This window comes from Haloactinopolyspora alba, from assembly GCF_003014555.1.
Classification (GTDB): Bacteria; Actinomycetota; Actinomycetes; order Jiangellales; family Jiangellaceae; genus Haloactinopolyspora; species Haloactinopolyspora alba.
This window is the reverse complement of sequence record NZ_PYGE01000019.1, coordinates 1-24,851: the sequence shown is the minus strand read 5'-3', so window position 1 is coordinate 24,851 and position 24,851 is coordinate 1. Positions and strand designations below refer to the sequence as shown.

Here is a 24,851-nt window from a genome sequence, read left to right as displayed (position 1 = left end):
TTCGATCGGGCATACGCGGCAGGCTACCTCCGTCTCAGATGCGGCAGGCGACGATGTCGGTGGCGAGTCCCGCGGCACCGAACGCGTAGATGACCTCCGCGTCGAGGAAACTGTCGTCGTCCGACATCGCTTGTTGCACAGCCTCGGTGTACGCCGTGCGCAACGCGGCGAGCTGGTCGGGTGTGAGGTCGGCGACCGCCTGTCGGTGCGGGCCTCGGACGTGTGCGCTCCACGAATCGGCAACGTCCTCGGGACTGAATCGGACCGTCTCGGCGATCATGTCGCCGGGCACGAATCCCGCCTCACGGAGCACACGCCGGCAACGGTCGGCGTCACCGAGCGATGCGGCGGGGTCTTCGAGCGTCAACCCGTAACTCGCGGCGTGCTCCCGGAACATCCGCGCGGATGCGGGATGGCCCGCCCGCATGGTGGAGAACGCGACGACGCCGCCGACCCCGCCGGGTCGGTCGCGTCCGTTCGCACCAGTTCCAGACTCCCGAGCCCGGCCGCGACGGCAGCTCGCCGCGCATGGTCGAGCATTCCCGCAGCAACATCGACCCCGACGACGCGGCCGGTCGGCCCCACCGCTCGCGCAGCGGCCAGGGCCGCGAAGCCGGTACCGGTCGCCGCATCGAGAACGTGCATACCCGGGCTGGGCGCGGCCAGTTCGACCAGCCGTTCGGCGTACCGGACGTGCCAGTCGCTGCGTGCGTACGTGCCCGCGCGCGCGTCGAACGCCGCGGCAACGCCGCTGACGTCGTGTCCCAACGACGGTCAGATGCGGCAGGCGAGGATGTCGGTGACGAGGATGGCCCGGGCGCCGAGCTCCCAGAGGTCGTCCATGATCCGCTGTGCGTCGGCGCGCGGCACCATCGCACGCACGGCGACCCAGCCCTCGCGGTGCAGCGGCGACACCGTCGGCGACTCCAGGCCGGGCGTCAGCGCGCTGGCCTCCTCCACCCGTTCGGCGCGGATGTCGTAGTCCATCATCACGTAGCCGCGCGCGACCAGGACGCCGTTGAGCCGGCGCAGCAACTGCTCGACCGCCGGCGGGCGCTCGCCGTCGCCGCGGGAGATCAGCACCGCCTCGGAGTGCAGGATCGGCTCCCCCACGATCTCGAGGCCGGCCTGGCGCAGCGTGGTGCCGGTCTCGACGACGTCGGCGATGACGTCGGCCACGCCCAGCTGGACGGCCGTCTCGACGGCACCGTCCAGCCGGATCACGGACGCGTCCACCCCGCGTTCGCCGAAGTACGTCTCGAGCAGCCCGGCGTACGACGTCGCCACCCGCAGGCCGGCGAAGTCCGCGACGTCGGCAGCGGTGCCGGGCCGGGCGGCGAAGCGGAACGTCGAGCCGCCGAAGCCGAGCGACAGCAGCTCATGCGCGGACGCGCCGGAGTCGAGCAACAGGTCGCGGCCGGTGATGCCGACGTCGACCTTGCCGGACCCGACGTAGACGGCGATGTCGCGGGGACGCAGGTAGAAGAACTCGACGTTGTTGTCCGGGTCGCGCAGCACGAGGTCACGCGCGCCGGAGCCGCGCTGGCGATACCCGGCCTCGCGCATCATCTCCGTGGACGGTCCGGCCAGCGACCCCTTGTTGGGCACGGCGATACGCACGGGGGTGGTGGTCATGGCGGAGTCTGCCTCTCAGAGCTTGCGGTAGACGTCGTCGAGCGCGATGCCGCGAGCCAGCATCAACACCTGAGCCTGGTACAGCAGCTGGGAGATCTCCTCAGCCGCGCGCTCGGTGCTCTCGTGCTCGGCGGCCATCCATGCCTCGGCGGCCTCTTCGACCACCTTCTTGCCGACCTGATGGACTCCGCCGTTCACCGCTTGGACGGTCCCCGAGCCGGCGTCACCGGCGTCGACCTTGGCGGACAGCTCGTGCCACAGATCATCGAAGCTCTTCACGTCGCACCAGGGTACGCGGAGCCGCGTCGACGCGCGCCGCGGGGCCGGCAGCGACGCCGCGAGTTCAGGCGTAGCAGTCGCGCAGCGCCACGACGGTGGCCAGCGCCGCCTGGGCCGCTTCGTGGCCCTTGTCCTCGCGGGAGCCTTCGAGACCGGCACGATCCAGCGCCTGAGCGTCGTCGTCGGTCGTCAGAACCCCGAATCCGACCGGAACTCCGGTGTCGACGGCGACGCGGGTCAGCCCGTCGGTGGCGGCGTGGCAGACGTAGTCGAAGTGCGGAGTGGCACCGCGGACGACGACGCCGAGCGCGACCACCGCGTCGTAGTTGGCCCGCGCGAGCCGCGCCGCCGCCACGGGCAGCTCGAACGACCCGGGCACCCGCAGCACCAGCGGGTCCCGCACGTCCGCCTCGTCGAGCGCGCGGCGAGCGCCGGCCAGCAGGCCGTCCATCACGGTGGTGTGCCACAACGCCGCCACGACCGCGACCCGCAGGTCACCGGCCTTCTCGATGCGCAGCGTCGGTGCGCCCTCTCCGCTCATGTCGTGTTCCCTCTCTCGCTCGGCAGGCCGTCCAGGTCGTGGCCCATACGGTCTCGCTTGGTGGTCAGGTACCGCAGGTTCTCCGGGTTCGCCGACACCGGCAGCGCGACCCGCTCGGCGAGCTTCAGCCCGTACCCCTCGATGCCGGTGAGCTTCGCCGGGTTGTTCGTCATCAGCGCGATCGACCGTACGCCCAGGTCGGCCAGGATCTGCGCACCGGTGCCGTAATCGCGGGAATCGGCCGGCAACCCGAGCTCCACGTTCGCGTCGACGGTATCCAGACCGCCGTCCTGCAGCGCATAAGCCTGGAGCTTGTGCACGAGGCCGATCCCCCGGCCCTCGTGCCCGCGCAGGTACACCACGGTGCCGCGGCCCGCGGCGGCCACCATCGCCAGGGCTGCCTGCAGCTGCGGACCGCAGTCGCAGCGCAACGAACCGAACGAGTCGCCGGTCAGGCACTCCGAGTGCACCCGTGCCAGCACCGGCTCGTCACCGGCATCCGGATCCGCCCCGGTGACATCGCCCATCACCAGCGCCACGTGCTCGATGTCGTCCACCATGTCGCGGTAGGCATGTGCGGTGAACGTGCCGTGCACGGTCGGCAGGCGCGTCGTCGCCACCCGTTCGACCTGTCGCTCGGTGCGACGACGGTGCCGGATCAGGTCCTCGATCGAGATCATCGCCAGCCCGTGCTCGTCCGCGAACTCGCGCAGCGCCGGCGCGCGCATCATCGACCCGTCGTCGTGCACGACCTCGCAGATGGCGCCCGCCGGCGACAGGCCGGCCAGGCGCGCGAGGTCGACCGCGGCCTCGGTGTGCCCCGGCCGGCGCAGCACCCCGCCGTCCACGGCCCGCAGCGGGAACAGGTGCCCCGGACGGGTCAGCTCGAAGGCCTCGGTGGCCGAGTCGGCCAGCACCCGCGCGGTCTGCGCACGGTCGGCCGCCGAGATGCCGGTGGTGGTGCCGTGCCGGGCGTCGACCGAGATCGAGTACGCGGTGCCCTTGCGGTCCTCGTTCACGTACGTCATGGGCGGCAGCTTCAGCCGGTCGAGCTCGGCGGCGGGCATCGGCACGCACACGACGCCCGACGTGTGCCTGATCATGAAGCCCATCAGCTCGGGCGTCGCGCGCGACGCGGCGAAGATCAGGTCGCCCTCGTTCTCGCGGTTCTCGTCGTCGACGACGATCACGGCGCGCCCGGCGCGGATGTCGGCGATCGCGCGTTCGACGGTGTCCAGGTGCACGGCGGTCATCGCGGCGCCTCCTCGTCCGTCGGGCCGGGTCGGTCCAGGAGCCGCTCGACGTACTTGGCGACGACGTCGACCTCGAGGTTGACGACGTCACCCGGCTCACGCCGTCCCAGCGTGGTCAGCTCGAGCGTCGTGGGGATCAGGCTCACCTCGAACCAGCCGTCGCCCACGCCCGAGACGGTCAGCGACACCCCGTCGACGGCGATCGACCCCTTGTGCGCGACGTAACGCACCAGATCAGCGGCCGCACTCACGCGCACGACGTCCCAGCGGTCGCCGCGCTCGCGGCCGGCGATCGTGCCGACGCCGTCGACGTGGCCCTGCACGATGTGCCCGCCGAGCCGGTCCGACGCCCGCACCGCGCGCTCGAGGTTGACCACGTCGCCCGGTGCACGGTTGCCCAGCGTCGTGTGCTCGAGCGTCTCGCGCATCACGTCCACGGTGAACCGGTCGGCGTCCACGTCGACCACGGTGAGGCACGCGCCGTCGACGGCGATGGACGCGCCGTGCACGGCGTCGGCGACGACGGCGGACCCCCGCACCGTGAGCCCGGCCGACTCGGCGCGGCGGTCGAACCCGACGAGCTCCCCCAGTTCTTCGACGATCCCGGTGAACAACAGCCCTCACGCCTTCCTGTGTGCGGTGATCCGGATGTCGCCGCCGAGAACGGTGACATCGGTGACGTCGAGGCGGATCGCCTCGTCGATGGTGCCGACGCCGGCCTCGGCCAGCGCGTTGCGTCCCGCCCCCAGCAAGGCGGGCGCGACGTAGCCGACGACCCGGTCGACCAGACCGTCGCGCCAGAACGCACCAGCCAGCCGCGGTCCACCCTCGAGCAGCACGTAACGGCGGCCGTCCCGGTACAGCGCGGCCAGCAGCTTGGTCAGGTCCACCTCGCCGTCGTCGCCGGCGCCCGCCTCGGCCGCGGTGGCGACCCAGGTGGGCGCGGCGTCGTCACGCACGCGGGCGTCTGACGGCGTACGACCGGTCCGGTCGACGACGACGCGCAGCGGTTGCCTGGTGGGCGGCGGATCGGTGCGCGCGGTGAGCTGGGGATCGTCGGCCAGGACGGTGCCGATGCCCGCCACCACGGTGTCGACGGCGGCGCGCAGCCGGTGCACGTCCGCGCGCGCCTCGGGCCCGGTGATCCAGCGGCTCGTGCCGTCGGCCGCCGCGCTGCGTCCGTCCAGGGTGGCCGCGTACTTCCAGACGACGAACGGGCGTCCGGTATGGAACGGGGTCAGCCAGCGGCTGTTGGCCCGTGCGGCCTCGCCGGACAGCACACCGGTCTCGACGTCGACGCCACCGGCCCGCAAGATGGCGGCACCATCCGCGGCCGCGTCGTTCGGATCGGTCACGGCGACGACGACGCGGGCGATGCCTGCCGCGAGCAGGGCGTCGGTGCAGGGACCGGTGCGGCCGGCGTGCGCGCACGGCTCGAGCGTGACGACGGCCGTGCCGCCCCGTGCGCGCTCACCCGCCTCCCGCAGCGCGTTGATCTCGGCGTGCGGCCCTCCGGCGTACTCGTGCCAGCCCTCGCCGACGACGGACCCGGCAGCGTCCAGCACGACGCAGCCGACGTCCGGATTCGGGGGCGTGGTGAGGACCGCGCGGCTGGACAGCTCGATGGCGCGGCGCATCGCCGTCAGCTCCGTGGGACTGGCCACCGGCCCCTCCTCGCTCGTCGCGAAGCGAGCTCCGGGGCCGTACGGCATGCGGGCCGTACGTACGGCAGTACCTGCTGCCGCGCGTGCTGCCTCCCATCCGGACTTTCACCGTCGGTCCCGGAGTTCCACCGGGTCAGCCGGGCGTCTCGTGTGGACGACGACCGGGTCGCGGACTGTCACCGCCGGTTCGGACTTTCACCGACCCCGGAGCACGCGTAGTGTCTCGTCACAGCGTAACCACGAACAGCCCGGAACTGTTCCGTCGTCTCGGTCACATCAGTGCCGGCGCTCGGCAGCGTCGGTGGCGGCGTGTTCTCGGAGATGGGGAACCGGCTGGTCTCCAGCGCCGAGATCCGCGCGACCACGACATCGGGCCGCGCCGGGCGGGAGTGGCAGTCAGGCGTGCCCGGCAGCCAGCCGGCGCAGGTCCTCGACAGCCGCGGCCGCGTCCTCGGCGCCGTAGACGGCGGATCCGGCCACGAACACGTCCGCTCCGGCGTCGGCGCAGCGCTCGATGGTCTCGTCGGACACCCCGCCGTCCACCTGGATCCAGATGTCCATGCCCGAACGGGTGACCAACTCGCGGGCACGACGGATCTTCGGCAGGCACACGTCCAGGAAGCGCTGCCCGCCGAAGCCGGGCTCGACGGTCATGACCAGCAGCATGTCGATCTCGGGCAGCAGGTCCTCGAACTGCTCGACCGGAGTCGCAGGCTTGAGCCCGACGCCCGCCCGGGCGCCGTGCCGACGCAGCTCGCGCGCCAGCCGTACCGGTGCGGCCGCAGCTTCGGCGTGGAAGGTGACGTTGTGGGCACCGGCCTCGGCGTAGCCGGCCGCCCAGCGGTCCGGCTCGTCGATCATCAGGTGGCAGTCGACCCGGCGTTCGGTGCGGGCCAGGATCGCCTCGACCACCGGGAGCCCCAGGGTCAGGTTGGGGACGAAGTGGTTGTCCATGACGTCGACGTGCACCAGGTCGGCGTCACCGAGGCGGTCGACCTCGGACTCGAGGTTGGCGAAGTCGGCGGACAGGATGCTCGGTGCGATCTGGATACCCACGATCGACCAGGCTAGCGGCAGCACCCCGATGCCCCCGGATCAGGGCAACCAGCAACGGCGACAGGGCAACCGCCAGGGCATGTGTGAACAACCCGTCGCGGCCCCATCACCCGGCACACTCGGGTGACATCAGCCCACGAGGAGGCCACAATGACAGCCATGGCGGTGATGCCCCGTGAGTCGTACGACTGGACCGTCGACGACCTCGAAGACCTACCCGACGACGGCTTGCAGTACGAGCTGGTCGACGGGATCCTCCTGGTGAGCCCGGCACCCGTCCCGGTGCACCAGGCCGCGATCGGCGAGCTGTTCGTCCTGCTCCGGTCGGTCTGCCCGAAGGAGCTGAAGGTGTTCATGGCGCCGCTGGATTGGCAGCCCGACCACTTCACCTCGCTGCAGCCGGACGTCCTCGTCGTCGCTCGAGCCGACATCGGCGCGAAGAACATCACCCGGCCGCTCCCGCTCGCGGTCGAGGTCCTGTCCCCCAGCACCCGGCGTAAAGACCGGGTGCTGAAGTTCTCGAAGTACGCCGACTCCGGCGTCCGGTCCTACTGGGTCGTGGACCCCGTCGAACAGTCGATCGTCGCCTACGAACTGGTCGACGGCGCCTACACCGTGGCCGGACGCGCCGACGGCGCCGAGGCGCTCACCCTCGAGAGCCCGTACCCGGTGACGGTCGTGCCGGCCGAACTCGTCGACATCTGACCGGTCCAACTCCGATTCCGCGCACGTCACGGCTGTAGCCGGCGTGCCGACCAGCTCTCGTCGCCGCGCTCGTAGCGCAGCCGCCGATGCAGCCGGCTCGCCCGGCCCTGCCAGAACTCGACCATGTCCGCGGTGAGCAGATAGCCGCGCCAGGTCTCCGGTCGCGGCACCGAATCACCCGCGGCCGCCAGCTTCTCGGCCCGGTCCCGCAGCTCGGCGTCACTGTCCAGCGGTCTGCTCTGCGCCGAGGCGGCCGTCGTCGCCTGCGCCTCGACCGGCCGTTCGGCGAACAACGTGTCGGACACCTCGTCGGACAGCTGGGTCACCACCCCCGACACCCGGATCTGCTGTAACGTCTCACGCCAGTAGAACACCGTCGCGGCGTACGGGCGTACCGCCAGGTCCGCCCCCTTGCCGCTGCCGGAGTCGGTGGTGAAGGTGAGGCCGCGGTCGGTGACCTCCTTCACCAGCAACGTCCGGTTGCTCGGCCGCCCGGCCGCGTCGGCGGTCGCCAGCGCCGCGGCGTGGGGCTCGCGCACACCGCGGCGCACCGCCGCGTCCAGCCACGACCGCACCAGCCCCACCGGGTCCTCGGGCGGATCGTCGAACTCGGGCAGGTCCGGCAGCTCGTCGCCGCTGAGCGTCTCGATCGTCATCCGGTCACCCTTCCGTCCGGCGCAGCAGCGCCAGGTACATCGCGTCGGTCCCGTGCACGTGCGGCCACAGCTGCACGTCGGGGCCGTCGCCCAGCTCGGGGACGCCCGGCAGGTACGCCCGCGCATCGACACGCTCCACGTCGCCACGCTCACCGAGGACGTCGTCCACCACCGTGGAGGTCTCGGCCAGATGCGGCGAGCAGGTGACGTAGGCGACCACGCCGCCCGGGCGCACCGACCACACGGCCGAGCGCAACAGCGCGACCTGCAGCTTGCGGAGCTCGCCGACATCGGACGGCTCCCGGCGCCATCGGGCTTCGGGTCGCCGGCGCAGTGCTCCCAGCCCGGTGCACGGAGCGTCGAGCAGGACCCGGTCGAAATCCTCCTCCGGCCACGGCGGCGCGGTGGCGTCGGCCACCAGCACCTCGTACTCGCCCGCGGCGCCGCGCAACGTCTGCTCCACCAGGCGCGCCCGGTGCTCGTGCTTCTCCACCGCCAGCAGCCGCGCACCGCGCCCGGACGCGAGCCCGGCCAGCAACGCGGCCTTGCCGCCGGGGCCGGCGCACATGTCGAGCCATCGCTCGTCCGGCGCGTCCACCGGCACATCGGCGAGTGCCAGCGTCACCAGCTGACTGCCCTCGTCCTGCACCGCGGCGCGGCCGTCACGCACCGCCGGGATCCGCGCCGGATCTCCCGCGTCGACGACCGCTCCGTACGGCGACCACCGCGCCGGTCGTGCGCCCGCGGTCGTCAGTTCCTCCACATTGGCGCGGCCGGGCCGTGCCACCACATTGACCTCCGCTGGTTCGTTGTCGGCCACGAGACAGGCCTCGGCCGCCGCGACGTCTCCCCCGGATGCGTCGACGAAGGCACGGACGATCCATTCCGGATGGGCGTGCCGGAAGGCCAGCCGGCCCGTCATGTCGGTCTCGGCGGACGGTGCCAGCCGGTCCGTCCAGCCGTCCAGATCGTCCCCGCCGACCTTGCGCAGCACGGCATTGGCCAGCCGCGCCGCGCCGTCGTTGACACGTGAGCGCACCAGGTCCACCGTCGTCGACACTGCCGCGTGCGACGGCACCCGCATGCCGAGCAGCTGGTGAGCGCCCAGCCGCAGCGCATCCAGCACGGGCGCGTCCAGCTCGTCGACGGGCCGGGTCGAGCATGCGCCGAGCACCGCATCGTAGGTTCCCTGTCCGCGCAGCGCCCCGTAGGCGAGCTCGGTGGCCAGGGCCGCGTCGCGGGCGTCCAGCCGCCGTTCCCGTAGTAGCGCCGGCAGCACGAGATTCGCGTACGCGTCCTCGTCCGAGACGGCGCGCAGGACGTCGAACGCTGCCTGGCGCGCCGGGTCGGGGGCGCGCCGGGTGCGGGTGCCACTCACGATCCGAACCGCTCCCCCGCCTCGGGCCGGACCCCACGCGCCCAGTCCACCGCCGGCATCGGCCGTTTGCCCTGCGGCTGCACCTCACCGAGAACGACGGCGTGTCTGCCGGTACCCGCCCGGACGCCGGACTTCTCGACGACCAGCTCGCCCGGCGCCGGCCCGTTGCGGCCGCGTTCGAGCGTGACGGGGCGCAGCTTGATCCGTTCGTCGCGGAACGTGGTCCAGGCGCCGGGCGCCGGCGTGCACGCACGGATCAACCGGTCGATCCGCAGCGCCGGGGCGCTCCAGTCGATCCGGGCGTCGTCGACCTCGAGCTTCGGCGCGAGCGAGACGCCGTCGGGGCTCTGCGGCTGCGGGACCAGCGAGCCGTCCTCGATGCCGTCGACCGTGCGCAGCAGTAGCTCGGACCCGGACGCGGCGAGGCGATGCAGCAGGTCACCACTGGTGTCGCCGGGCCGGATCGATTCGGTGACCGTGCCGTAGATCGGGCCGGTGTCCAGTCCCTCCTCGAGCTGGAACGTGCACGCGCCGGTCACGTCGTCGCCTGCCAGCACGGCGTGCTGTACGGGTGCCGCGCCGCGCCACGCGGGAAGCAGTGAGAAGTGCAGGTTGACCCAGCCGTGCCGCGGGATCTCCAACGCGCCCGGCGGGACGAGCCCGCCGTAGGCGACCACGGGCACGCAGTCGGGAGCGATCTCCGACAGCCGGGTCAGGAACTCCGCGTCGCCGGGCCGTTTCGGCCGGAGCACCTCGACGCCGGCGTCCGCGGCGGTGCGCGCGACCGGACTCGGCGTGACCGACCGCCCCCGCCCTGCCGGGGCGTCCGGCCTGGTCAGCACCGCCACGACCTCGTGATGGGAAGCCAGCAGCGCTTCGAGCGACGGCACCGCCACCTCGGGCGTGCCCGCGAACAGAACCCGCATGGACGCGACCCTATCCGCCGGGACGTCCGCCGGCGTTCGACGGTTCCGCTCGTCGGCGCGGCGAAGTCCGACATTCGTCGCTGTTCGGTCACCGTCCGGTCGGCTGCGATGTCCCCGCGGCTCACAGTCGGCACGTATCGTGCGCCGTTCCGACGATCATGAGGAGGACTCATGCGCACGCTCTTCGGCGCGACCCTGGCCGCGCTCGTCGCACTCGCGGGGCTCGCGGCACCGGCCGCGCACGCAGGCCGCATGCCGGACATGGCCGAGATACCTGAGATGCCGACCTCGGTGTACGGCGGAGCCTGGCCCACGAGCCACGTCCAAGGCGTCGCCGTCGACGAGAAGAACGGCCACATGTACTTCTCGTTCACCCAGATGCTCGTCAAGACCGACCTTCACGGCAACGTCCTCGGCACCGTCGAGGGCCTGACCGGCCATCTCGGCGACCTCACCCTCAACGTCAAGGACGGCCGCGTCTACGGGTCGCTGGAGTACAAGGACGCCGAGGCGTTCTACATCGCCATCTTCGACGTCGACGAGATCGACCGCGTGGGCATGGACGCCGAGAGCGACGGCGTCATGACCACCGTTTACCTGCCGGAGGTGGTCGAGGACTTCACCGCCGACATGAACGGCGACGGCGTCTTCGACGGTGACGTTGCCGACACCCCGGACCACCGGTACGGGTGCAGCGGTATCGACGGCGTCGCGTTCGGCCCGTCGTTCGGTTCGACGCACGGCAAGCAGAAGCTCATGGTGGCCTACGGCGTGTACTCCAACACCGACCGCGTCGACAACGACCACCAGGTCGTGCTGGAGTACGACGTCAGCCGCTGGCGCAGGTACGAGCGGCCGCTGAGCCAGCAGGACCCGCACACCAGCGGCCCCGCCGCCGTCGACGGCAAGTACTTCCTGCGCACCGGCAACACCACGTACGGCGTGCAGAACCTGGAGTACGACCCGCACACCGAGCGGTGGATGATGGCCGTCTACGAGGGGAAGAAGGAGCAGTTCCCGAACTACTCCTTCTTCATGGTGGACGCCGCGACCGACCCGGTCACCGGCATCGTCGCCGGGCAGCCGGAACCGGAGACCGGCGAGCTCCTCTCGCTGGCGCCCGACGGGCGCTACGACCCGGCCACCGGCACCTTCGGCTGGGACTTCCACGGCCAGTACGGCCTGGTGTCCCTGGGCAACGGCTACTACTACGCCGTGCGCGGCGAGGACGTCGTCGAGGACGGTGTCGAGAAGGAGAACGCCTACGCCGAGCTCTACCGCTGGACCGGCGCCACCCCCACGCCGTTCCAGCGCGTGACCGGTAGCTGAGGTCGGCCGAGGGTCAGCCGAGGTCGACGACGGCCGCCACCGGGCCCCCACCGTCGGGGCCCTGGTGCGCGGCCGACACCGACACGAACGCCGCCGGGTCGCCGGTCACCGACGCGGTCACCCCGCCCACGCACGCCTTGATCTGGCGATGCCAGTGCACGTCGGAGTCGTCGAGCATCGCGTTGCGGCGGCCGCGGACCGTGCCGTCCTGGCTGGCTTCGCATTTCAGGAACACGTTGACCAGGCGTCCGTCGAGGTCACCAGGGTGCGGGCGGTCGGGCAGGTCGAGCCCGGCGTCCCGGATCGCCGCCCAGATGCCGTCCGTGTCCAGCGCGTCGCGCATCACCGCGTGCCCGATGCGGAACCGCCCGCCGACACCGCGCGCGTTGCCGACCACCACGACCTGCGCCTGATCGAGCTCGACCCCGGACGAGCAGGAGGCGACGGCGGAGTACAGGTCGCGGTCGTGCATGACCGCGGCGTCGTCGGGCGGCTCGATCTCGCCGAGCGCGACGGCGACGCCCAGCCCGGTGGTCCCGTTCGACAGGTCCATGGACTCGTGCGTGTTCTCGGTCCACACGCTCGCCCCGCGCGCCTTGGCGTCGCGGATGGTGTGGATGGTCAACAGCGGTGTCTTGGTCTGCACGTAGTGCACGTCGGCCGGGTCGTCGATGCCGGCGCGCTCCATGCCGACCCGCACGGCGGCGGCGACCTTGTCGATCATGCCGCGACGCCCGATCTCCTCCGGCAGGAGCGTCTCGCTCATCGCGAACCCGACGGTCAGCCGCGGCTCGTCGGTGCGCACCGCCTGCTCGGGCGGGACCGTCGCGAAGATCGTCGCGTGCGGGCTGAGCACGCCGTCCGTGCCGCCGGACCACACGATCGGGATCTGCTTCACCTCGTCGTCGGTGCGGGTGCCCCGGCCGACGAGCACCTCACGGAACGCACGGTCGGCGATGATCCGGGTGTAGTCGTTGACGCCGCCGTTGCCCTCGGTCTTGCCGACGACGGCGATCACCCGGTCGGCCTCGACCGCGCCGGAGTCGATCAGCTCGCTCAGCCCGGACGCGTCGCTGACGTGCTTGATCGCCACCTTGTGGACGTCGATCGGCTCGGCCATGGTCAGCCACCTCTCGTGTTCGTGCTCGTCAGTTGTTCCCGGCCGCCGCGACGACCGTCGTGCCGGCCCCTTCGCGGACGGCCGCGCCGATGTTGGCCAGCGAGGTGATGGACGCGCGCTGTCCGCCGCCCTCGACGAACCGGCACGCTGCCTCCACCTTCGGGCCCATGCTGCCGCCGGCGAAGTAGCCCTCGGCGGCGTACTCGCGCAGCGTCCCCACGTCGACCCGACCGAGCGGGCGGGCGTTCCCGGTGCCGAACCCGACCATCGCCGCGTCCACGTCGGTGGCGATGACCAGCACGTCCACACCGAGCGTCCGTCCCAGCAGCGCGGCGGCGAGGTCCTTGTCGACGACGGCCTCGACCCCTCGCAGCGTGCCGTCGTCCTGGCGCACCACCGGGATGCCGCCGCCACCGCTGGCCACGACGACGAAGCCCGCCGCCGTCAGCCCGGACACCGCAGCCGCGTCCAGCGCCTCGAGTGGTTCCGGGCTCGCGACCACCCGGCGCCACCCGCGCTCGCCACGGTCCTCCCACACCTGGCCGTGCTCGATCATCACCCGGGCCTCCTCCAACGGCAGGTACCGGCCGATGGGCTTGGAGGGCGCGGACAGCCGCGGGTCGTCCGCGGCGACCCGTGTCCGGCTCACCACCGCGGCCACCCGCCGGCGCGAGCCCCGCGCGGCCAGCGCACGCTCGAGAGCGTTCACGATGATGTAGCCGATGGTCCCCTGGGTCTGCGCGCCGCACCAGTCCAGCGGCACCGGCGGCACGACGGACGCGGCCAGCTCGTTCTTCACCAGCAGGTTGCCCACCTGCGGTCCGTTGCCGTGGGTCAGGACGACGTCGAACCCTTCGGCCACCAGCTCCGCGACCGGCTCGACGGCCGCCGTCACGGCGGCGACCTGGTCACCCGGCCGGGCCGAACCGTCGGGCGCGGTCATGGCGTTACCGCCCAGCGCGATCAGCACTTTCACCCGGACGCGGCCCTCCTTGCTCTGATCCGCCGAGCCTACGGAGCGCGGCACCGCGCGCACGATGGTCAGCTTCGCCCAAACGGCGCCCGGCGCGTCGGCGACATCACACCAACGCCGCGACGATATCCGCGTCAGTCCACGAGGACTCCGTGGTGCTCACGCCGGGCTGCCGAGTCTTCGGTAGCGCTCGTGGCGGTCGTTCCGGCGGTCCGCGGCCGGCTCGTCCAGCAGCCGGACCAGCTCGTAGCGCAGCACGTGCCCGGCGCGGCGGCAGAAGTCCTCCGGCTCGTCCGCGGCGTCGTCGTGTTCGGCGACGATCCGGTCGACGATGCCGTCGCGCAGCAGGTCCAGCGACCGCACACGCTGAGCGGCGGCCATCTCGGCGGCGTGGCCGGTGTCGTGGTGCACGATCGCGCTCGCGCCCTCCGGTGGCAGCGGCGACAGCCAGGCGTGCTGGGCGCACACCACCCGGTCGGCCGGCATCAGCGCCAGCGCGCCGCCGCCGGTTCCCTCCCCCAGCAGCAGGCACAGCGTCGGCGCGTCCAGGGTCACCAGCTCCGACAGGCAGCGGGCGATCTCGCCGGCGACGCCGCCCTCCTCCGCCGCGGTGGACAGCGCGGCGCCAGGGGTGTCGATCACCGTCACCAGCGGCAGGCCCAGCTCGGCGGCCAGTCGCATGCCGCGGCGCGCCTCGCGCAACGCACCGGGTCCCATCGGCCCCGCAAGCGCCTGCGTCCGGCGGTCCTGGCCCAGCACGACGCACGGCGCATCGCCGAACCGGGCCAGCGCCAGCAGCAGCCCCGGGTCCGCCTCGCCCTGTCCGGTGCCGTTCAACGTCACCACGTCGGTCGCGGCGACCCGCAGCAGCCGGCGCACACCCGGACGTTCGGACCGGCGCGACCGGGTGATCGACTCCCACGCCGGCACGTCGGCCAGTGCCTCCTTGGGCAGCTCGCGGCTGTGCGGCAGCCCTGTTCGGGGCGCGGTCAGCACCGCGAGCGCCCGATCGGCGATCTCGGCCAGCTGCTCGGCCGGCAGCACCGCGTCCAGCAGGCCGCGGGCATACAGGTTCTCCGCGACCTGGACACCCGGCGGGAACGGGTGACCGTACAGCGCCTCGTACACGCGCGGGCCGAGAAAGCCGATCATCGCACCGGGCTCACCGACCGTCACGTGCCCGAGTGACCCCCAGGACGCGAACACGCCACCGGTCGTCGGGTGCCGCAGGTAGACCAGGAACGGCAGCCCGGCCGCCTTGTGGGCGGCGATCGCGTCGGTGATCTTCACCATCTGCACGAACGCGAGCGTGCCCTCCTGCATCCGGGTGCCACCCGACACCGCCGCGGTGAGCAACGGCAGCCGCTCGGCCGTGGCGCGCTCGATGCCCGCCGTCAGCCGTTCGGCCGCGGCCACGCCGACGGAGCCGGCGAGGAAACCGAACTCACCGGCGGCGACGGCCACCCGCCTGCCATTCAGCCTCCCGGCGCCGGTGATCACCGCCTCGTCCACCCCGCTACGGGCGCGGGCCGCGTCCAACTCGTCGGCGTAGGACCCACTCGCCGCGACATCGACCGGGTCGCCGTCCCAGCGCAGCAGCGACCCGTCGTCGAGAACCAGCTCGAGCAGGGCGAGTGCGCCGCGGCGGGTGGTCATGGCTCGTCGAGCCACGCCCGCACGGACGCGTCGTGCTGACCGAGCACCGGCGGCGCGCTGTGCCGCCGTCCGTCGCCGCCGTCGAAACGCACCGGTGGTCCGGGCAGCTGCACCTGCCCGAGAAGCGGATGCTCCACGTCGACCAGCAGCCCCTGCGACCGGGTCTGATCCCACTCGTAGACCTCGTCGATGGTGCGCACCTTGCCGCAGGCGATACCGGCCGCGTCGATGCGGGCCAGCCACCGATGCGCCGGGGCGTCGGCCATGGCCGCCTCGATCTCCGCGATCAGCTCGTCCCGGTGCCCGACCCGGTCGGCGTTGGTCGCGAACCGCGGATCGTCCGGATCGATGCCGACGACATCGGCGAACGCGCGCCACTGTGCCTCACTACCGACCGCCACCTGCAGCGCGCCGTCACCGGTGTGGAACAGGCCGTAGGGAGCGATGGCCGCGTGGTGGTTGCCGGTGGGCTCCGGAACCTCGCCGGCGACCGTCCAACGGGTTCCCTGGAACGCGTGCACGCCCACCACCGACGCCAGCAGCGACGTGCGCACGACGCGTCCCCGGCCGGTACGCTCCCGCTCCAGCAACGCAGCGAGCAGGCCGGACGCGCCGTACATACCGGCCAGCAGGTCCGCGATCGGCACGCCGACCTTGCTCGGCGAGCCGGGCTCGCCGGTGACGCTCATCAGCCCGGCCTCGCCCTGCCCGATCTGGTCGTAGCCCGCGCGGCCGGCCTCGGGGCCGTCGTGCCCGAACCCGGTGATGGACAGCACCACCAGCCCGGGATTGATCTCGTGCAGCCGCTCGACATCGAACCCGAGCCGGTCGAGCACACCGGTCCGGAAGTTCTCGATCAGAACGTCGGCGCGGGCGACGAGCCGGGTGAGCAGCTCACGTCCGTCGTCGGACTTCAGGTCGGCGGTCACGGACTCCTTGTTCCGGTTGCAGGACATGAAGTACGTCGACACCGGCTGGTCGTCCGGTCCGACGAACGGCGGCCCCCACCCGCGCGACTCGTCGCCGCGCCCGGGTGCCTCGACTTTGATCACTCGCGCGCCCAGGTCGGCGAGCATCATGCCCGCGTGCGGCCCGGCCAGCGCACGGCTGAGGTCGACCACGAGGTAACCCGCCAGCGGCCCGTCCGCCCCCGTGCGCTCGGCGTCGTCGCCCGTCCGCGCGGTGTCGTCCTCGTCCACCGATCCACCTCCGGCTCGACCGCGTGCGCTGCTCGGTTCTTGTTCGGCAGACTACGGCGACCGGTGCGGCCGCATCGACGGCACGGTCTGCCGAGAACACGGGGGAAGATTCGCAGCAACCCACGCATCTCGTGTCAACGCCAGTCGACGTCCGCGGCGGCGCGGCCGTCGGCCAGGCGGGCGTATCCGGGGCCGCGGTCGAAGAACGGCTGCTCGGCGCCGCGCTCGGCGGCAAGCTCCGTGCGCAGTGCAGCGGTTGCCGTCTCGTCGAGCACCGGCGCCTCCGGCGGGCCGGAAGCGACGACGCCGTAGTCGGCTCGCGCACCCTCGAACGACACCTTGCCCCACCGCAGGTCGCGCAGCATGTCGTCGTACGGACGCTGCAGCGGGTCGCCCCAGCCGCCGCCACCGGTGGTGCGGATCCGGACGACCTCACCCGCCGCGACGGGTTCGGCGTCGGCCAGCGCGTCGACCTCGCGTTCGTGCGGCCCGCCGGGGTCGATCGTCACCGCGAACGGCTGCCCGGCCCGCCCGCCGCGCAGTCCCCAGCAGGACAGGATCGACCGGTCGGCGATGGACATGAAGTGCGCGTCGCGCAGCATCCGGACGTGCTTCTCGTAACCCAACCCGCCCCGGTACCGGCCGGGCCCGCCGGAGTCGACCGCGAGGCCGAGGCGTTCGACGACGAACGGGAACCGCGACTCGCTGAACTCCGTCGGCAGGTTCCGCGAGTCCGGGACGACGTGCACGGTGTCCTCCCCGTCGGCGTAGTACCGCCCGCCCGAGCCGCCGCCCAGCACCTCACGCATCAGGTACGGCCGGCCGTGGGCGTCGGTGCCGTACACGCCGGTGTAGCGGATCGTCTCCTGATCGGCAGGCATCCGCCCGTCGACGGCTTTCGCGACCGCCCCGGCCAGCACACCCAGCAGCCGCAGGATGACGAACGTGCGCGCGTTCGTCGGCGCCGGGAACGCCGGCGTGAGCAGTGTCCCCGGAGGCGGGAACCGCATCTCGACGAGCGGCACGACGCCCTCGTTGACGTCCAGCTCCGCCATCCGTTCGGGCGTGTCCGCGAGGTTGCGCAGGATCGGGGCCAGCCACTTCTTCAGGAACGCGCCGTCGGCGTGGTCGCCGCAGTGGTTGATCGGCCCGCGCGCCTGCGGCCCGGTGCCGGTGAAGTCGACCACCAGCCCCGGCCCGTCCGCGTCGTCGGTGCGGGTCAGGGTGATCCGCTGGCGGTGCAGCATGGGCGGGTCGACGCCGTCGTGCTCGGCGTAGTCCTCCCACGTGTAACTGCCCGGCGGGATCTTCGACAGCACCTCGCGCCGGAACGTCTCGGTGGTCCGGTCCAGGATCGCGTCGAAACACGCCTCGACGGAATCCTGCCCGTAGCGGTCGAACAGCTCGGCCATCCGCCGCGCGCCCATCAGGCAGGCCGCGCACTCGGCGTCGAGGTCGGCGGCGAGCGAATCCGGCATCCGCGAGTTGCGGGTCATGATCGTCAGCGCGGCCTCGTTGGGCCGCCCCGCGTCCCACAGCTTGATCGGCGGCACCATCAGTCCCTCCTCGAACACGCTGGTCGCGTGCGAGGGCATCGAGCCGGGGACGGTCCCGCCGATGTCGTCGTGGTGCCCGAAGGCCTGCACGAACGCGACGACGGCGGGCGCGCCGTCCGGTCCCGCATGGAACACCGGTGTGGTCACGCACAGGTCCGGCAGGTGCCCGATGCCGCCCTCGGAGAGATACACGTCGTTGTGGAAGAACACGTCTCCGGGGCGCATGGTCTCGATCGGGTGATCACGGACCACCGGGTCCACCAGCGCCGAGTACGAGCGGCCGGTCAGCTTGCGCAGATGCCGGTCGTGCAGGCCGGCGCGGTAGTCGTGGGCGTCGCGGATCATCGGCGACCGCGAGGTGCGCCCGATCGCGGTCTCCACCTCGCGCTCCACCGACGCCAGGTAGCCCTGGACGATCTCGACGAGCACCGGGTCGGCGTCCACGCCCGGTGTCAGGTGGTACGGCCGGCCGGCGCGGGTCATCGGGTGTCCTCCTGCCGTGTGAGCACGAGGCTGCCCAGCCGATCGACGTCGGCGCGGAACCCGGGATGGACCGGGACGGTGGATCCGTACTCCTCGATCACCGCCGGGCCCACGACCGCGTCCCCCTCTCCCAGAGCCGCCCGGTCGAACACCGGCGTGTCCTGCCACCCGTCGAAGTGGACCGGACGGAAGGCGGCCGGCTCGGCGCCACTCCCGGGCCCGACGGGCACGATCTCCGGACGGCGGATCGGCCCGACGCCGGTCACGCGCAGGTTCACCCACTCGACCTGCTGCCGGGGATCGTCGCGGAAGTCGTAGCCGTACAGGGCGCGGTGCTCGGCGTGGAACGCCGCGGCCACCGCATCGGCCAGCTCGCCGGTCACCGGGCCGTCCGGGACGTCCACCCGGACCTCCGAGGCCTGACCGAGATAGCGCAGGTCCGCGGTGCGGACGAACCGCTGCGCTTCCCGTGCGAAGCCCTCACGGTCCAGCGCACGAGCCGCTTCGGCGCGCAGTTCGTCCAGCACGGCCGCGACCGCGTCCGGGTCCAGCGCGTCCTGCCGGGCGACGGCGGTGCGCACGTAGTCGTTGCGGACGTCGACGGTGAGCAGCCCGTACGCCGACAGGTTGCCGGGGTCGCGCGGCACGAGCACGCGGGACAGGCCCAGCACGTCGGCGAGACGGCACGCGGCCAGCGAGCCGGAGCCGCCGAACGTGACCAGGGTGAAGTCGCGGACGTCCAGGCCGCGGGTGACGGTGATCCGCCGCAGCGCGTTCGCCTGGTTCCATGCGGAGATCTCCGCGATGCCCTCGGCGCACCGCTCGACGTCCAGTCCCAACTCGGCCGCGAGCACGGCCACTCCCCTGCGCGCCGACGCCACGTCGAGTGACATCTCGCCGCCGAGCAGCCGCGCCGGCAGCCGCCCCAGCAGCACGTGCGCGTCGGTGAGCGTCGGCTCGGTGCCGCCGGCGCCGTAGCACAGCGGCCCCGGCTCGGCGCCCGCGGAGTGCGGGCCGACCTTGAGCGTGCGTTCCGGGCTGACCCACGCCACGGAGCCCCCACCGGCGCCGACCGTCGCCACGTCGATCATCGGGATCTTGCTCGGGTACCCGCCGACGCCGCCCTCGGTCGTCAGCGCGGGCCGGCCGTCGACGACGACGGTGACGTCGGTGGAGGTACCGCCGCCGTCCAGTGTGAGCACGCTGGGGAACCCGGCCTCGCGGGCCACGACCGCGGCGCCGAGCGCACCCGCGGCCGGCCCGGACAGCACGGTGCTGATCGGCTGCTCGACCACCTCGTCCGCCGAGAGCACGCCGCCGTTGGACTTCATCACCGAGAACGGCACGTCCCGCCCGCCCGGAACCAGGTCGCGCAGGCGTGCGCCGATGGTGCGCACGTACCGCGCGATGCTCGGCTTCACCGCGGCGTCCACCAGCGTGGTGACGCTGCGCTCGTACTCGCGGTACTCGCGCAGCACCCGCGACGACAACGAGACCGTGGCCCCCGGGTACTCACGCGCCAGCACGTCGCGCATCCGCAGCTCGTGCGCCGGGTCGGCGTAGGCGTGCAGGAAACACACGCCGATGGTGGACACGCCGCGCTCGCGGAAGAACCGGGCGGCCGCCACCGCGTCCTGCTCGTCGAACGCGCGGATCTCGCTGCCGTCGAACGCGAGGCGGCCGCCGACCGTGCGGACCCGGTCGGCGGGGACGATACGCGGCGGCTTGACCCAGAAGTAACTGTTGCCGTACCCGTCCGGCACCGACTGCCGGGCGATCTCGAGCACGTGCGCGTACCCTTCGGTCGTGACGAACCCGAGGTCGTCGATCTTCCCCTCGAGCAGCCGGTTCGTCGCCACGGTGGTGCCGTGGCCGACGGCAGTGACGTCCTCGCCGGTGGCACCGAGCAGGTCGAGCACCTTGCGCACGCCGGTCATGAACCCCTCGGCCGGGTCGTCCGGCGTGGACGGCGTCTTCGTGGCCGTGTACCGGCCGGTCACCTCGTCGACGGCCACGACGTCGGTGAACGTCCCCCCGGTGTCGATGCCGATACGGACGGCGGACGGCATCCACGTCTCCTTCCGGCTCACCTGCTGGTGCCGCGATTCAACCCGGCCGGCGCGGCGGGGCGCCTCGGCAACCGTTGCCAACACGCGGGCGCGGAGTTGGTGACGCGACGGGGCTCGACCGTGGCCGGCACGTCTTCGAGCATCTCAACGGCTTCCTCGACCGCGTCGACGACGCCGCGTGGCGGAGCTGAGTATGGCGACCCTCGTCAACGCCGATTCTTACCACGAGGTAAGTACCTGACTTCAAAGTAGGTACTTGTTGCATGGTTCGTATCGTCGGAGCATCGGACCATGACAGACGCACACGACACACAGGTCACGGTCCTCGGACTCGGCGCGATGGGTGCCGCGATGGCCCGCACCCTCCTGGCCGCCGGTCACCCGGCCACCGTCTGGAACCGGACACCACACCGGGCCGACGACCTCGTCGCGGCCGGCGCGCGGGCCGCCGACACCGCCGAGCACGCCGTGACCAGCAGCCCGCTCGTCATCGCGTGCCTGTTCGACTACGACAGCGTGTACGAGGTCCTCGACCCGGTGGCGCGGTCACTGTCCGGGCGGGTGCTGGTGAACGTCACCACCGGCTCACCGGCACAGGCGCGCGAGATGGCGGGCTGGGCACACGATCACGGCATCACCTACCTGGACGGCGGCATGCTGGCCGTCCCCGAGACCATCGGACAACCCGGCGCCGCGATCTTCTACAGCGGTGCGCCGGCGGCGTTCGAGCAGTACCGTCCGGTGCTGGACGCCGTCGCCGACAGCCACTACGTGGGCGACGACGCGGGCGCGGCCGCGCTGCACGACCTCGCCCTGCTGGCGGGGATGTACGCGATGTTCGCCGGGTTCTTCCACGGCGCCGCGATGGTCTCCACCGCCGGCGTCAGCGCGAAGGAGTTCGCCGCGCTGGCCGGTCCCTGGCTCACCGCCATGACGGCGAGCCTGCCCGACCTGGCCGAGTCCATCGACTCCGGCGACTACACCACCGACGTCCAGGACCTCGAGTTCACCAAGTCCGCGGTCGACCTCATCGTCCGGGCCGGCAGGGACCAGCACGTCGGCGCGGGCGTGCTGGAACCCGTCCAACGGATCATCGACGCGCAGATCGCCGACGGGCACGGCGACGAGGTCTTCAGCCGCATCTACGAAGGGATCACACACCCGTGACCTCCACCGAACCCCGCTTCGGCGTGATGGTGCTCCCGGACGCCGACGCATCCACCCTGATCGACCGGTTCCGCCAGGTCGAAGAGCTCGGTTTCGACCAGCTCTACCTGCCCGACCACGTCGGAAACATCTTCGCCGACGATCCGCCCTGGCTCGACGGTTGGACCCTCGCGTCGGCCGCCGCGACGGCGACCGCTCGGGTCCGGGTCGGCACGCTGGTCAGTAACCCGATCCTGCGCCCGCCCGCGATGCTGGCGAAGGAAGCGGTCACCGTCGACCATCTGTCCGGAGGCCGGCTGGAGCTGGGCATCGGCGGTGGCGTCATGGCGGCCGACCACCACGCCATCGGGACCCCTCCCTGGCCGGTCCGCGAACGGGTGGCCCGCTTCGCGGAGTACGTCCGCGTCCTCGACGAGGCGATGAGCAGCGACGGCGAGCCGTACAGCTTCGACGGTGAGTGGTACCGCGTCGACGGCCTGCCGACGCGGCCCATGCCGTTGCAACGTCCCCGGCCTCCGATCATCGTCGGTGGGCAGGCACCCACGATGCTCCGGGTGGCAGCCGAGCGGGCGGACGTCTGGAACACCAACGGACTGCCCGAGGCCGGCGTCGACGACAACGTCGCCCGCGCCGCCGAGCTGAATCGGCACCTCGACGAGCTGTGCGAACGGGCCGGCCGGGATCCGCGCTCGCTGCGCCGATCCGTCCTGCTGTGGGCGAGCACCGACCCGTTCGCTTCCGGCACCGGACTCGACGAGCTCGTCGAGCGTTACCAGGCGGCGGGTATGGACGACTTCTCCTTCGCATGGCCCGCGGACGAGCATCTGCAGGAACTCGAGCGAGCCGCGCTCAAGGTGATTCCCGCTCTCCGCGAGACGTGACGCCGGCGACGCGGGGCGGACCTCGCCCACGTTGACGAGCCGATCTCGCTCACCGAAACTTTCCGCATGGAGCGGCGCCGCCGAACCGAACCGTCACCTCGGGTGACCGCGCTGCGTCGGCTCCTCGTCCTGCTCACCGTCGCGGCGACGGCCACGGTTGCCGCCGCGACGCCCGGTGCGGCGGGAACCGGCACCGGCGACGACCGCGACGACGGTGCCGGCGGTGGCGACGGCGGTGACCCGGGCAGCGGCGCCGAAAGCATCCGGATGGCGCGCGCGACCTGGGACACCGGCTGGTTCCAGGCGGAGGTGTATCGCCAGCTGCTCGAGGAGCTCGGCTACTCCGTCGAGTCCGTCACCACGATGGGCAACGCCGAGTTCTACGGAGCCGCGGCGGCCGGCGACGTCGACCTGTGGGCGAACGGCTGGTTCCCGCTGCACAACACCGCCATCGAGGAGGTCGGCGCGAAAGGCGCGGTGGAACCGGTCGGAACACAGGTCAGCGACGGCGCCCGTCAGGGCTACCTGATCGACCGCGCCAGCGCCGAGCGCCACGACATCACGTCGCTGGCCGATCTCGCCGACCCGGCCGTGGCCGAGCACTTCGACACCGACGACGACGGCAAAGCCGACCTCCTCGGCTGCCAGGTCGGGTGGGGATGCGAGTCGGTGATCGAACGCCACCTCGACGAGCTCGGTCTGCGCGAGACCGTCACGCACGTCCAGGGCAACTACGCGCCGCGGATGGACGACGTGGTCGAGCGGTATCAGCGCAGTGAACCGGTGCTGTTCTACACGTGGACACCGAACTGGACGGTCGGCGAGCTCGTCCCCGGCGAGGACGTCACCTGGCTCGACGTCCCCGACGGCTGGCCGCCCAACGACATCAGGGCCGTCGGCAACAGCGCGTTCCTGGACGAGCACCCGCCCGTCCGCCGCCTGCTGCGGGCCGTGACCATCCCACTCGAGGACATCTCCGCGCAGAACGCCCGGATGCGCGCCGGCGAGGGCGCGCCGGCCGACATCCGGCGGCACGCGCGGGAGTGGATCGCACAGAACCGTGGCCAGGTGGACGAGTGGCTGGCGACCGCCGACCCGGGCCGGGCGCAGGACGGCGGCCCGGCGGGCTCGGGCCAGAACGGCGGCCCGGCCGGTTCCGGCCAGGACGACCCGGCTCCCACCCAGGACGACGGGACGCTCACCGTCGCGACCCGGGCCCTGGCACCGTTCGTCGTGTACTCCGACGGGTCCTACACCGGGTTCAGCGTGGAGCTGTGGCGTCTGATCGCCGAGAATCTCGGCGCCGACTACGAGATCCAGCAGGTCAACAGTCTGGCCAAGCAGATCGACGACGTCGAACGAGGCGCCGCCGACGTCGCTCTGGGCGGCCTGGACATCACCGCCGACCGGGCCCGCTCGTTGGCGCTGTCCCAGCCCACGCTGGACTCCGGGCTGCAGGTGATGGTGGCCAGCGAGGAAGGCTCCGGTATCGGCTCCACCCTGAGCCGCATCGCCAGCAGCAGAATCGTGACCTGGATCCTCTGGTTCGCGGTGATCTTCGGGCTGATCCTGCTGGTCGTCGGGCACATCATCTGGCTGCTCGAGCGGCGCCGGAACCCGGACATCCCCACCGACTACCTGCACGGAATCCCGGAGTCGATCTGGTGGGCGGTGGTCGCCATCACCCCGTTCGGCGCCGGAAACAACACGCCGCGGCGGAACCTGGCGCGGGTGTTCGCGGTCGGCTGGATCCTCGCCGGCTACTTCCTGCTCGCCTACTTCACCGCCAGCATCACCAGCACCATGGCCGTCGACGAGATCCGCGGCGAGATCACCGGCCCGGACGACCTCGCCGGGCACAGCGTCGGCTCGGTCGCGCAGACCCACGGCGCGCAGTACCTGACCGCACGCGGGCTCGGCCCGGTGCTGTTCGACAGCCCCGACGAGGCCTACGCCGCGCTGCGCGCGGGAAGTGTCGATGCGCTCGTGCACGACGCGCCGGTGCTGCAGTACCAGGCCGCGCACTCCGGGGAGGGCGACCTGCAGGTCGTGGGGGCGGTCTTCGAGGAGTTCGGCTATGGCGTCGGCTCCGCGTACGGCTCCGGACTGCGCCAGCGCATCGACGTCGCATTGCTCGAACTTGTCGAGAGCGGCGAGTACGACACCCTGTACGAACGCTGGTTCGGCACCTCCAGCCCGTGATCATCGAAAATGACCACGTTCACCATGGAATTCCGGCTGTTGTGACTGATCCGTGGGTCAGGTTCGGCCTGGGAGGTTGGGGCGGTAGCCGCCGAGGTTGAGCATGGTGAGGGCGATGAGGGG

At 72.1% G+C, this 24,851-nt stretch carries 22 protein-coding genes, 1 pseudogene and 1 riboswitch; of the genes and pseudogenes, 5 read left to right on the top strand and 18 right to left on the bottom strand.

Going from position 1 to position 24,851, the window contains the following annotated elements; genetic code table 11:
* Positions 1–34: 34 nt before the first annotated feature.
* From CLV30_RS20610 to rpe, 9 genes are all read right to left on the bottom strand, one after another.
* Positions 35–292 (bottom strand): hypothetical protein, encoded by a 258-nt coding sequence (locus tag CLV30_RS20610; RefSeq protein ID WP_129711073.1) that lies wholly within the window; start codon positions 290–292, stop codon positions 35–37.
* A 71-nt stretch (positions 293–363) separates the two neighbouring features.
* Entirely contained in the window at positions 364–768 is a 405-nt protein-coding gene (locus CLV30_RS20605; protein ID WP_106539127.1) for a methyltransferase domain-containing protein, read from the bottom strand.
* A gap of 6 nt (positions 769–774) precedes the next feature.
* Entirely contained in the window at positions 775–1,635 is an 861-nt protein-coding gene (gene hisG, locus CLV30_RS20600) for an ATP phosphoribosyltransferase (RefSeq protein WP_106539126.1), read from the bottom strand.
* A 15-nt stretch (positions 1,636–1,650) separates the two neighbouring features.
* Entirely contained in the window at positions 1,651–1,914 is a 264-nt protein-coding gene (locus tag CLV30_RS20595) for a phosphoribosyl-ATP diphosphatase (RefSeq protein ID WP_106539125.1), read from the bottom strand.
* 64 nt (positions 1,915–1,978) lie between these two features.
* On the bottom strand, positions 1,979–2,455 hold the full coding sequence (ribH, locus tag CLV30_RS20590; RefSeq protein ID WP_106539124.1) for a 6,7-dimethyl-8-ribityllumazine synthase: 477 nt from the start codon (positions 2,453–2,455) through the stop codon (positions 1,979–1,981).
* A complete protein-coding gene (locus CLV30_RS20585) occupies positions 2,452–3,708 on the bottom strand; it encodes a bifunctional 3,4-dihydroxy-2-butanone-4-phosphate synthase/GTP cyclohydrolase II (protein ID WP_106539123.1) in 1,257 nt (418 codons plus the stop codon). Before CLV30_RS20585 ends, ribH begins: the two co-directional genes overlap by 4 nt.
* Entirely contained in the window at positions 3,705–4,322 is a 618-nt protein-coding gene (locus CLV30_RS20580) for a riboflavin synthase (protein WP_106539122.1), read from the bottom strand. Before CLV30_RS20580 ends, CLV30_RS20585 begins: the two co-directional genes overlap by 4 nt.
* Positions 4,323–4,328: 6 nt before the next feature.
* Complete coding sequence (gene ribD / locus CLV30_RS20575; protein ID WP_106539121.1) at positions 4,329–5,372, bottom strand: bifunctional diaminohydroxyphosphoribosylaminopyrimidine deaminase/5-amino-6-(5-phosphoribosylamino)uracil reductase RibD; 1,044 nt, start codon at positions 5,370–5,372, stop codon at positions 4,329–4,331.
* Positions 5,373–5,451: 79 nt separating this feature from the next.
* A riboswitch (FMN riboswitch) is annotated at positions 5,452–5,589 on the bottom strand.
* Positions 5,590–5,768: 179 nt separating this feature from the next.
* Positions 5,769–6,428, bottom strand: coding sequence for a ribulose-phosphate 3-epimerase (rpe, locus tag CLV30_RS20570; protein ID WP_106539186.1), 660 nt, complete (start codon positions 6,426–6,428; stop codon positions 5,769–5,771).
* Between the two features lie 159 nt (positions 6,429–6,587).
* On the opposite strand from rpe, the gene CLV30_RS20565 reads away from it, so the two are divergent.
* On the top strand, positions 6,588–7,133 hold the full coding sequence (locus tag CLV30_RS20565; protein ID WP_205741016.1) for a Uma2 family endonuclease: 546 nt from the start codon (positions 6,588–6,590) through the stop codon (positions 7,131–7,133).
* 26 nt (positions 7,134–7,159) lie between these two features.
* On the opposite strand, the gene phzG is transcribed toward CLV30_RS20565, so the two are convergent.
* The 3 genes from phzG to fmt are packed head-to-tail and all read right to left on the bottom strand — an operon-like array spanning position 7,160 to position 10,093.
* The gene (gene phzG, locus CLV30_RS20560; protein WP_106539120.1) at positions 7,160–7,789 is read right to left on the bottom strand and encodes a phenazine biosynthesis FMN-dependent oxidase PhzG; all 630 of its coding nucleotides are present in this window, start codon (positions 7,787–7,789) and stop codon (positions 7,160–7,162) included.
* Positions 7,790–7,793: 4 nt separating this feature from the next.
* The gene (locus tag CLV30_RS20555; RefSeq protein ID WP_211300088.1) at positions 7,794–9,167 is read right to left on the bottom strand and encodes an RsmB/NOP family class I SAM-dependent RNA methyltransferase; all 1,374 of its coding nucleotides are present in this window, start codon (positions 9,165–9,167) and stop codon (positions 7,794–7,796) included.
* Positions 9,164–10,093 carry a methionyl-tRNA formyltransferase gene (gene fmt / locus CLV30_RS20550; protein ID WP_106539118.1) on the bottom strand — a complete coding sequence of 310 codons (930 nt, stop codon included), beginning with the start codon at positions 10,091–10,093 and terminating at the stop codon, positions 9,164–9,166. Before fmt ends, CLV30_RS20555 begins: the two co-directional genes overlap by 4 nt.
* Positions 10,094–10,264: 171 nt before the next feature.
* On the opposite strand from fmt, the gene CLV30_RS20545 reads away from it, so the two are divergent.
* On the top strand, positions 10,265–11,422 hold the full coding sequence (locus CLV30_RS20545) for a hypothetical protein (protein ID WP_106539117.1): 1,158 nt from the start codon (positions 10,265–10,267) through the stop codon (positions 11,420–11,422).
* A gap of 13 nt (positions 11,423–11,435) precedes the next feature.
* Here the strand turns inward: CLV30_RS20545 and bar are convergent, their stop codons facing one another.
* The 6 genes from bar to CLV30_RS20515 all read right to left on the bottom strand — a co-directional run bounded on the left by bar (position 11,436) and on the right by CLV30_RS20515 (position 20,478).
* Positions 11,436–12,542 (bottom strand): barbiturase, encoded by a 1,107-nt coding sequence (bar, locus tag CLV30_RS20540; RefSeq protein ID WP_106539116.1) that lies wholly within the window; start codon positions 12,540–12,542, stop codon positions 11,436–11,438.
* A gap of 28 nt (positions 12,543–12,570) precedes the next feature.
* Positions 12,571–13,518 (bottom strand): carbamate kinase, encoded by a 948-nt coding sequence (locus tag CLV30_RS20535; protein WP_106539115.1) that lies wholly within the window; start codon positions 13,516–13,518, stop codon positions 12,571–12,573.
* Between the two features lie 156 nt (positions 13,519–13,674).
* Entirely contained in the window at positions 13,675–15,171 is a 1,497-nt protein-coding gene (locus CLV30_RS20530; protein ID WP_106539114.1) for a carboxyl transferase domain-containing protein, read from the bottom strand.
* On the bottom strand, positions 15,168–16,370 hold the full coding sequence (locus CLV30_RS20525; RefSeq protein ID WP_106539113.1) for a CaiB/BaiF CoA transferase family protein: 1,203 nt from the start codon (positions 16,368–16,370) through the stop codon (positions 15,168–15,170). The genes CLV30_RS20530 and CLV30_RS20525 overlap by 4 nt, the downstream gene beginning before the upstream one ends.
* Positions 16,371–16,504: 134 nt before the next feature.
* Positions 16,505–18,409, bottom strand: a complete 1,905-nt coding sequence (locus CLV30_RS20520) for a hydantoinase B/oxoprolinase family protein (protein WP_106539112.1) — start codon at positions 18,407–18,409, stop codon at positions 16,505–16,507.
* Entirely contained in the window at positions 18,406–20,478 is a 2,073-nt protein-coding gene (locus tag CLV30_RS20515) for a hydantoinase/oxoprolinase family protein (protein WP_106539111.1), read from the bottom strand. Before CLV30_RS20515 ends, CLV30_RS20520 begins: the two co-directional genes overlap by 4 nt.
* Before the next feature lie 276 nt (positions 20,479–20,754).
* On the opposite strand from CLV30_RS20515, the pseudogene CLV30_RS28010 reads away from it, so the two are divergent.
* The 3 genes and pseudogenes from CLV30_RS28010 to proX all read left to right on the top strand — a co-directional run.
* Positions 20,755–21,645 (top strand): annotated as a pseudogene (locus CLV30_RS28010) (NAD(P)-dependent oxidoreductase); the annotation flags it as partial.
* Entirely contained in the window at positions 21,642–22,526 is an 885-nt protein-coding gene (locus CLV30_RS20505) for an LLM class flavin-dependent oxidoreductase (protein WP_106539109.1), read from the top strand. The pseudogene CLV30_RS28010 and the gene CLV30_RS20505, both read left to right, overlap by 4 nt.
* A gap of 102 nt (positions 22,527–22,628) precedes the next feature.
* Positions 22,629–24,728: a glycine betaine/L-proline ABC transporter substrate-binding protein ProX gene (gene proX, locus CLV30_RS20500; protein ID WP_165358706.1), complete on the top strand. Its 2,100-nt coding sequence runs from the start codon at positions 22,629–22,631 to the stop codon at positions 24,726–24,728.
* Positions 24,729–24,851 lie beyond the last annotated feature (123 nt).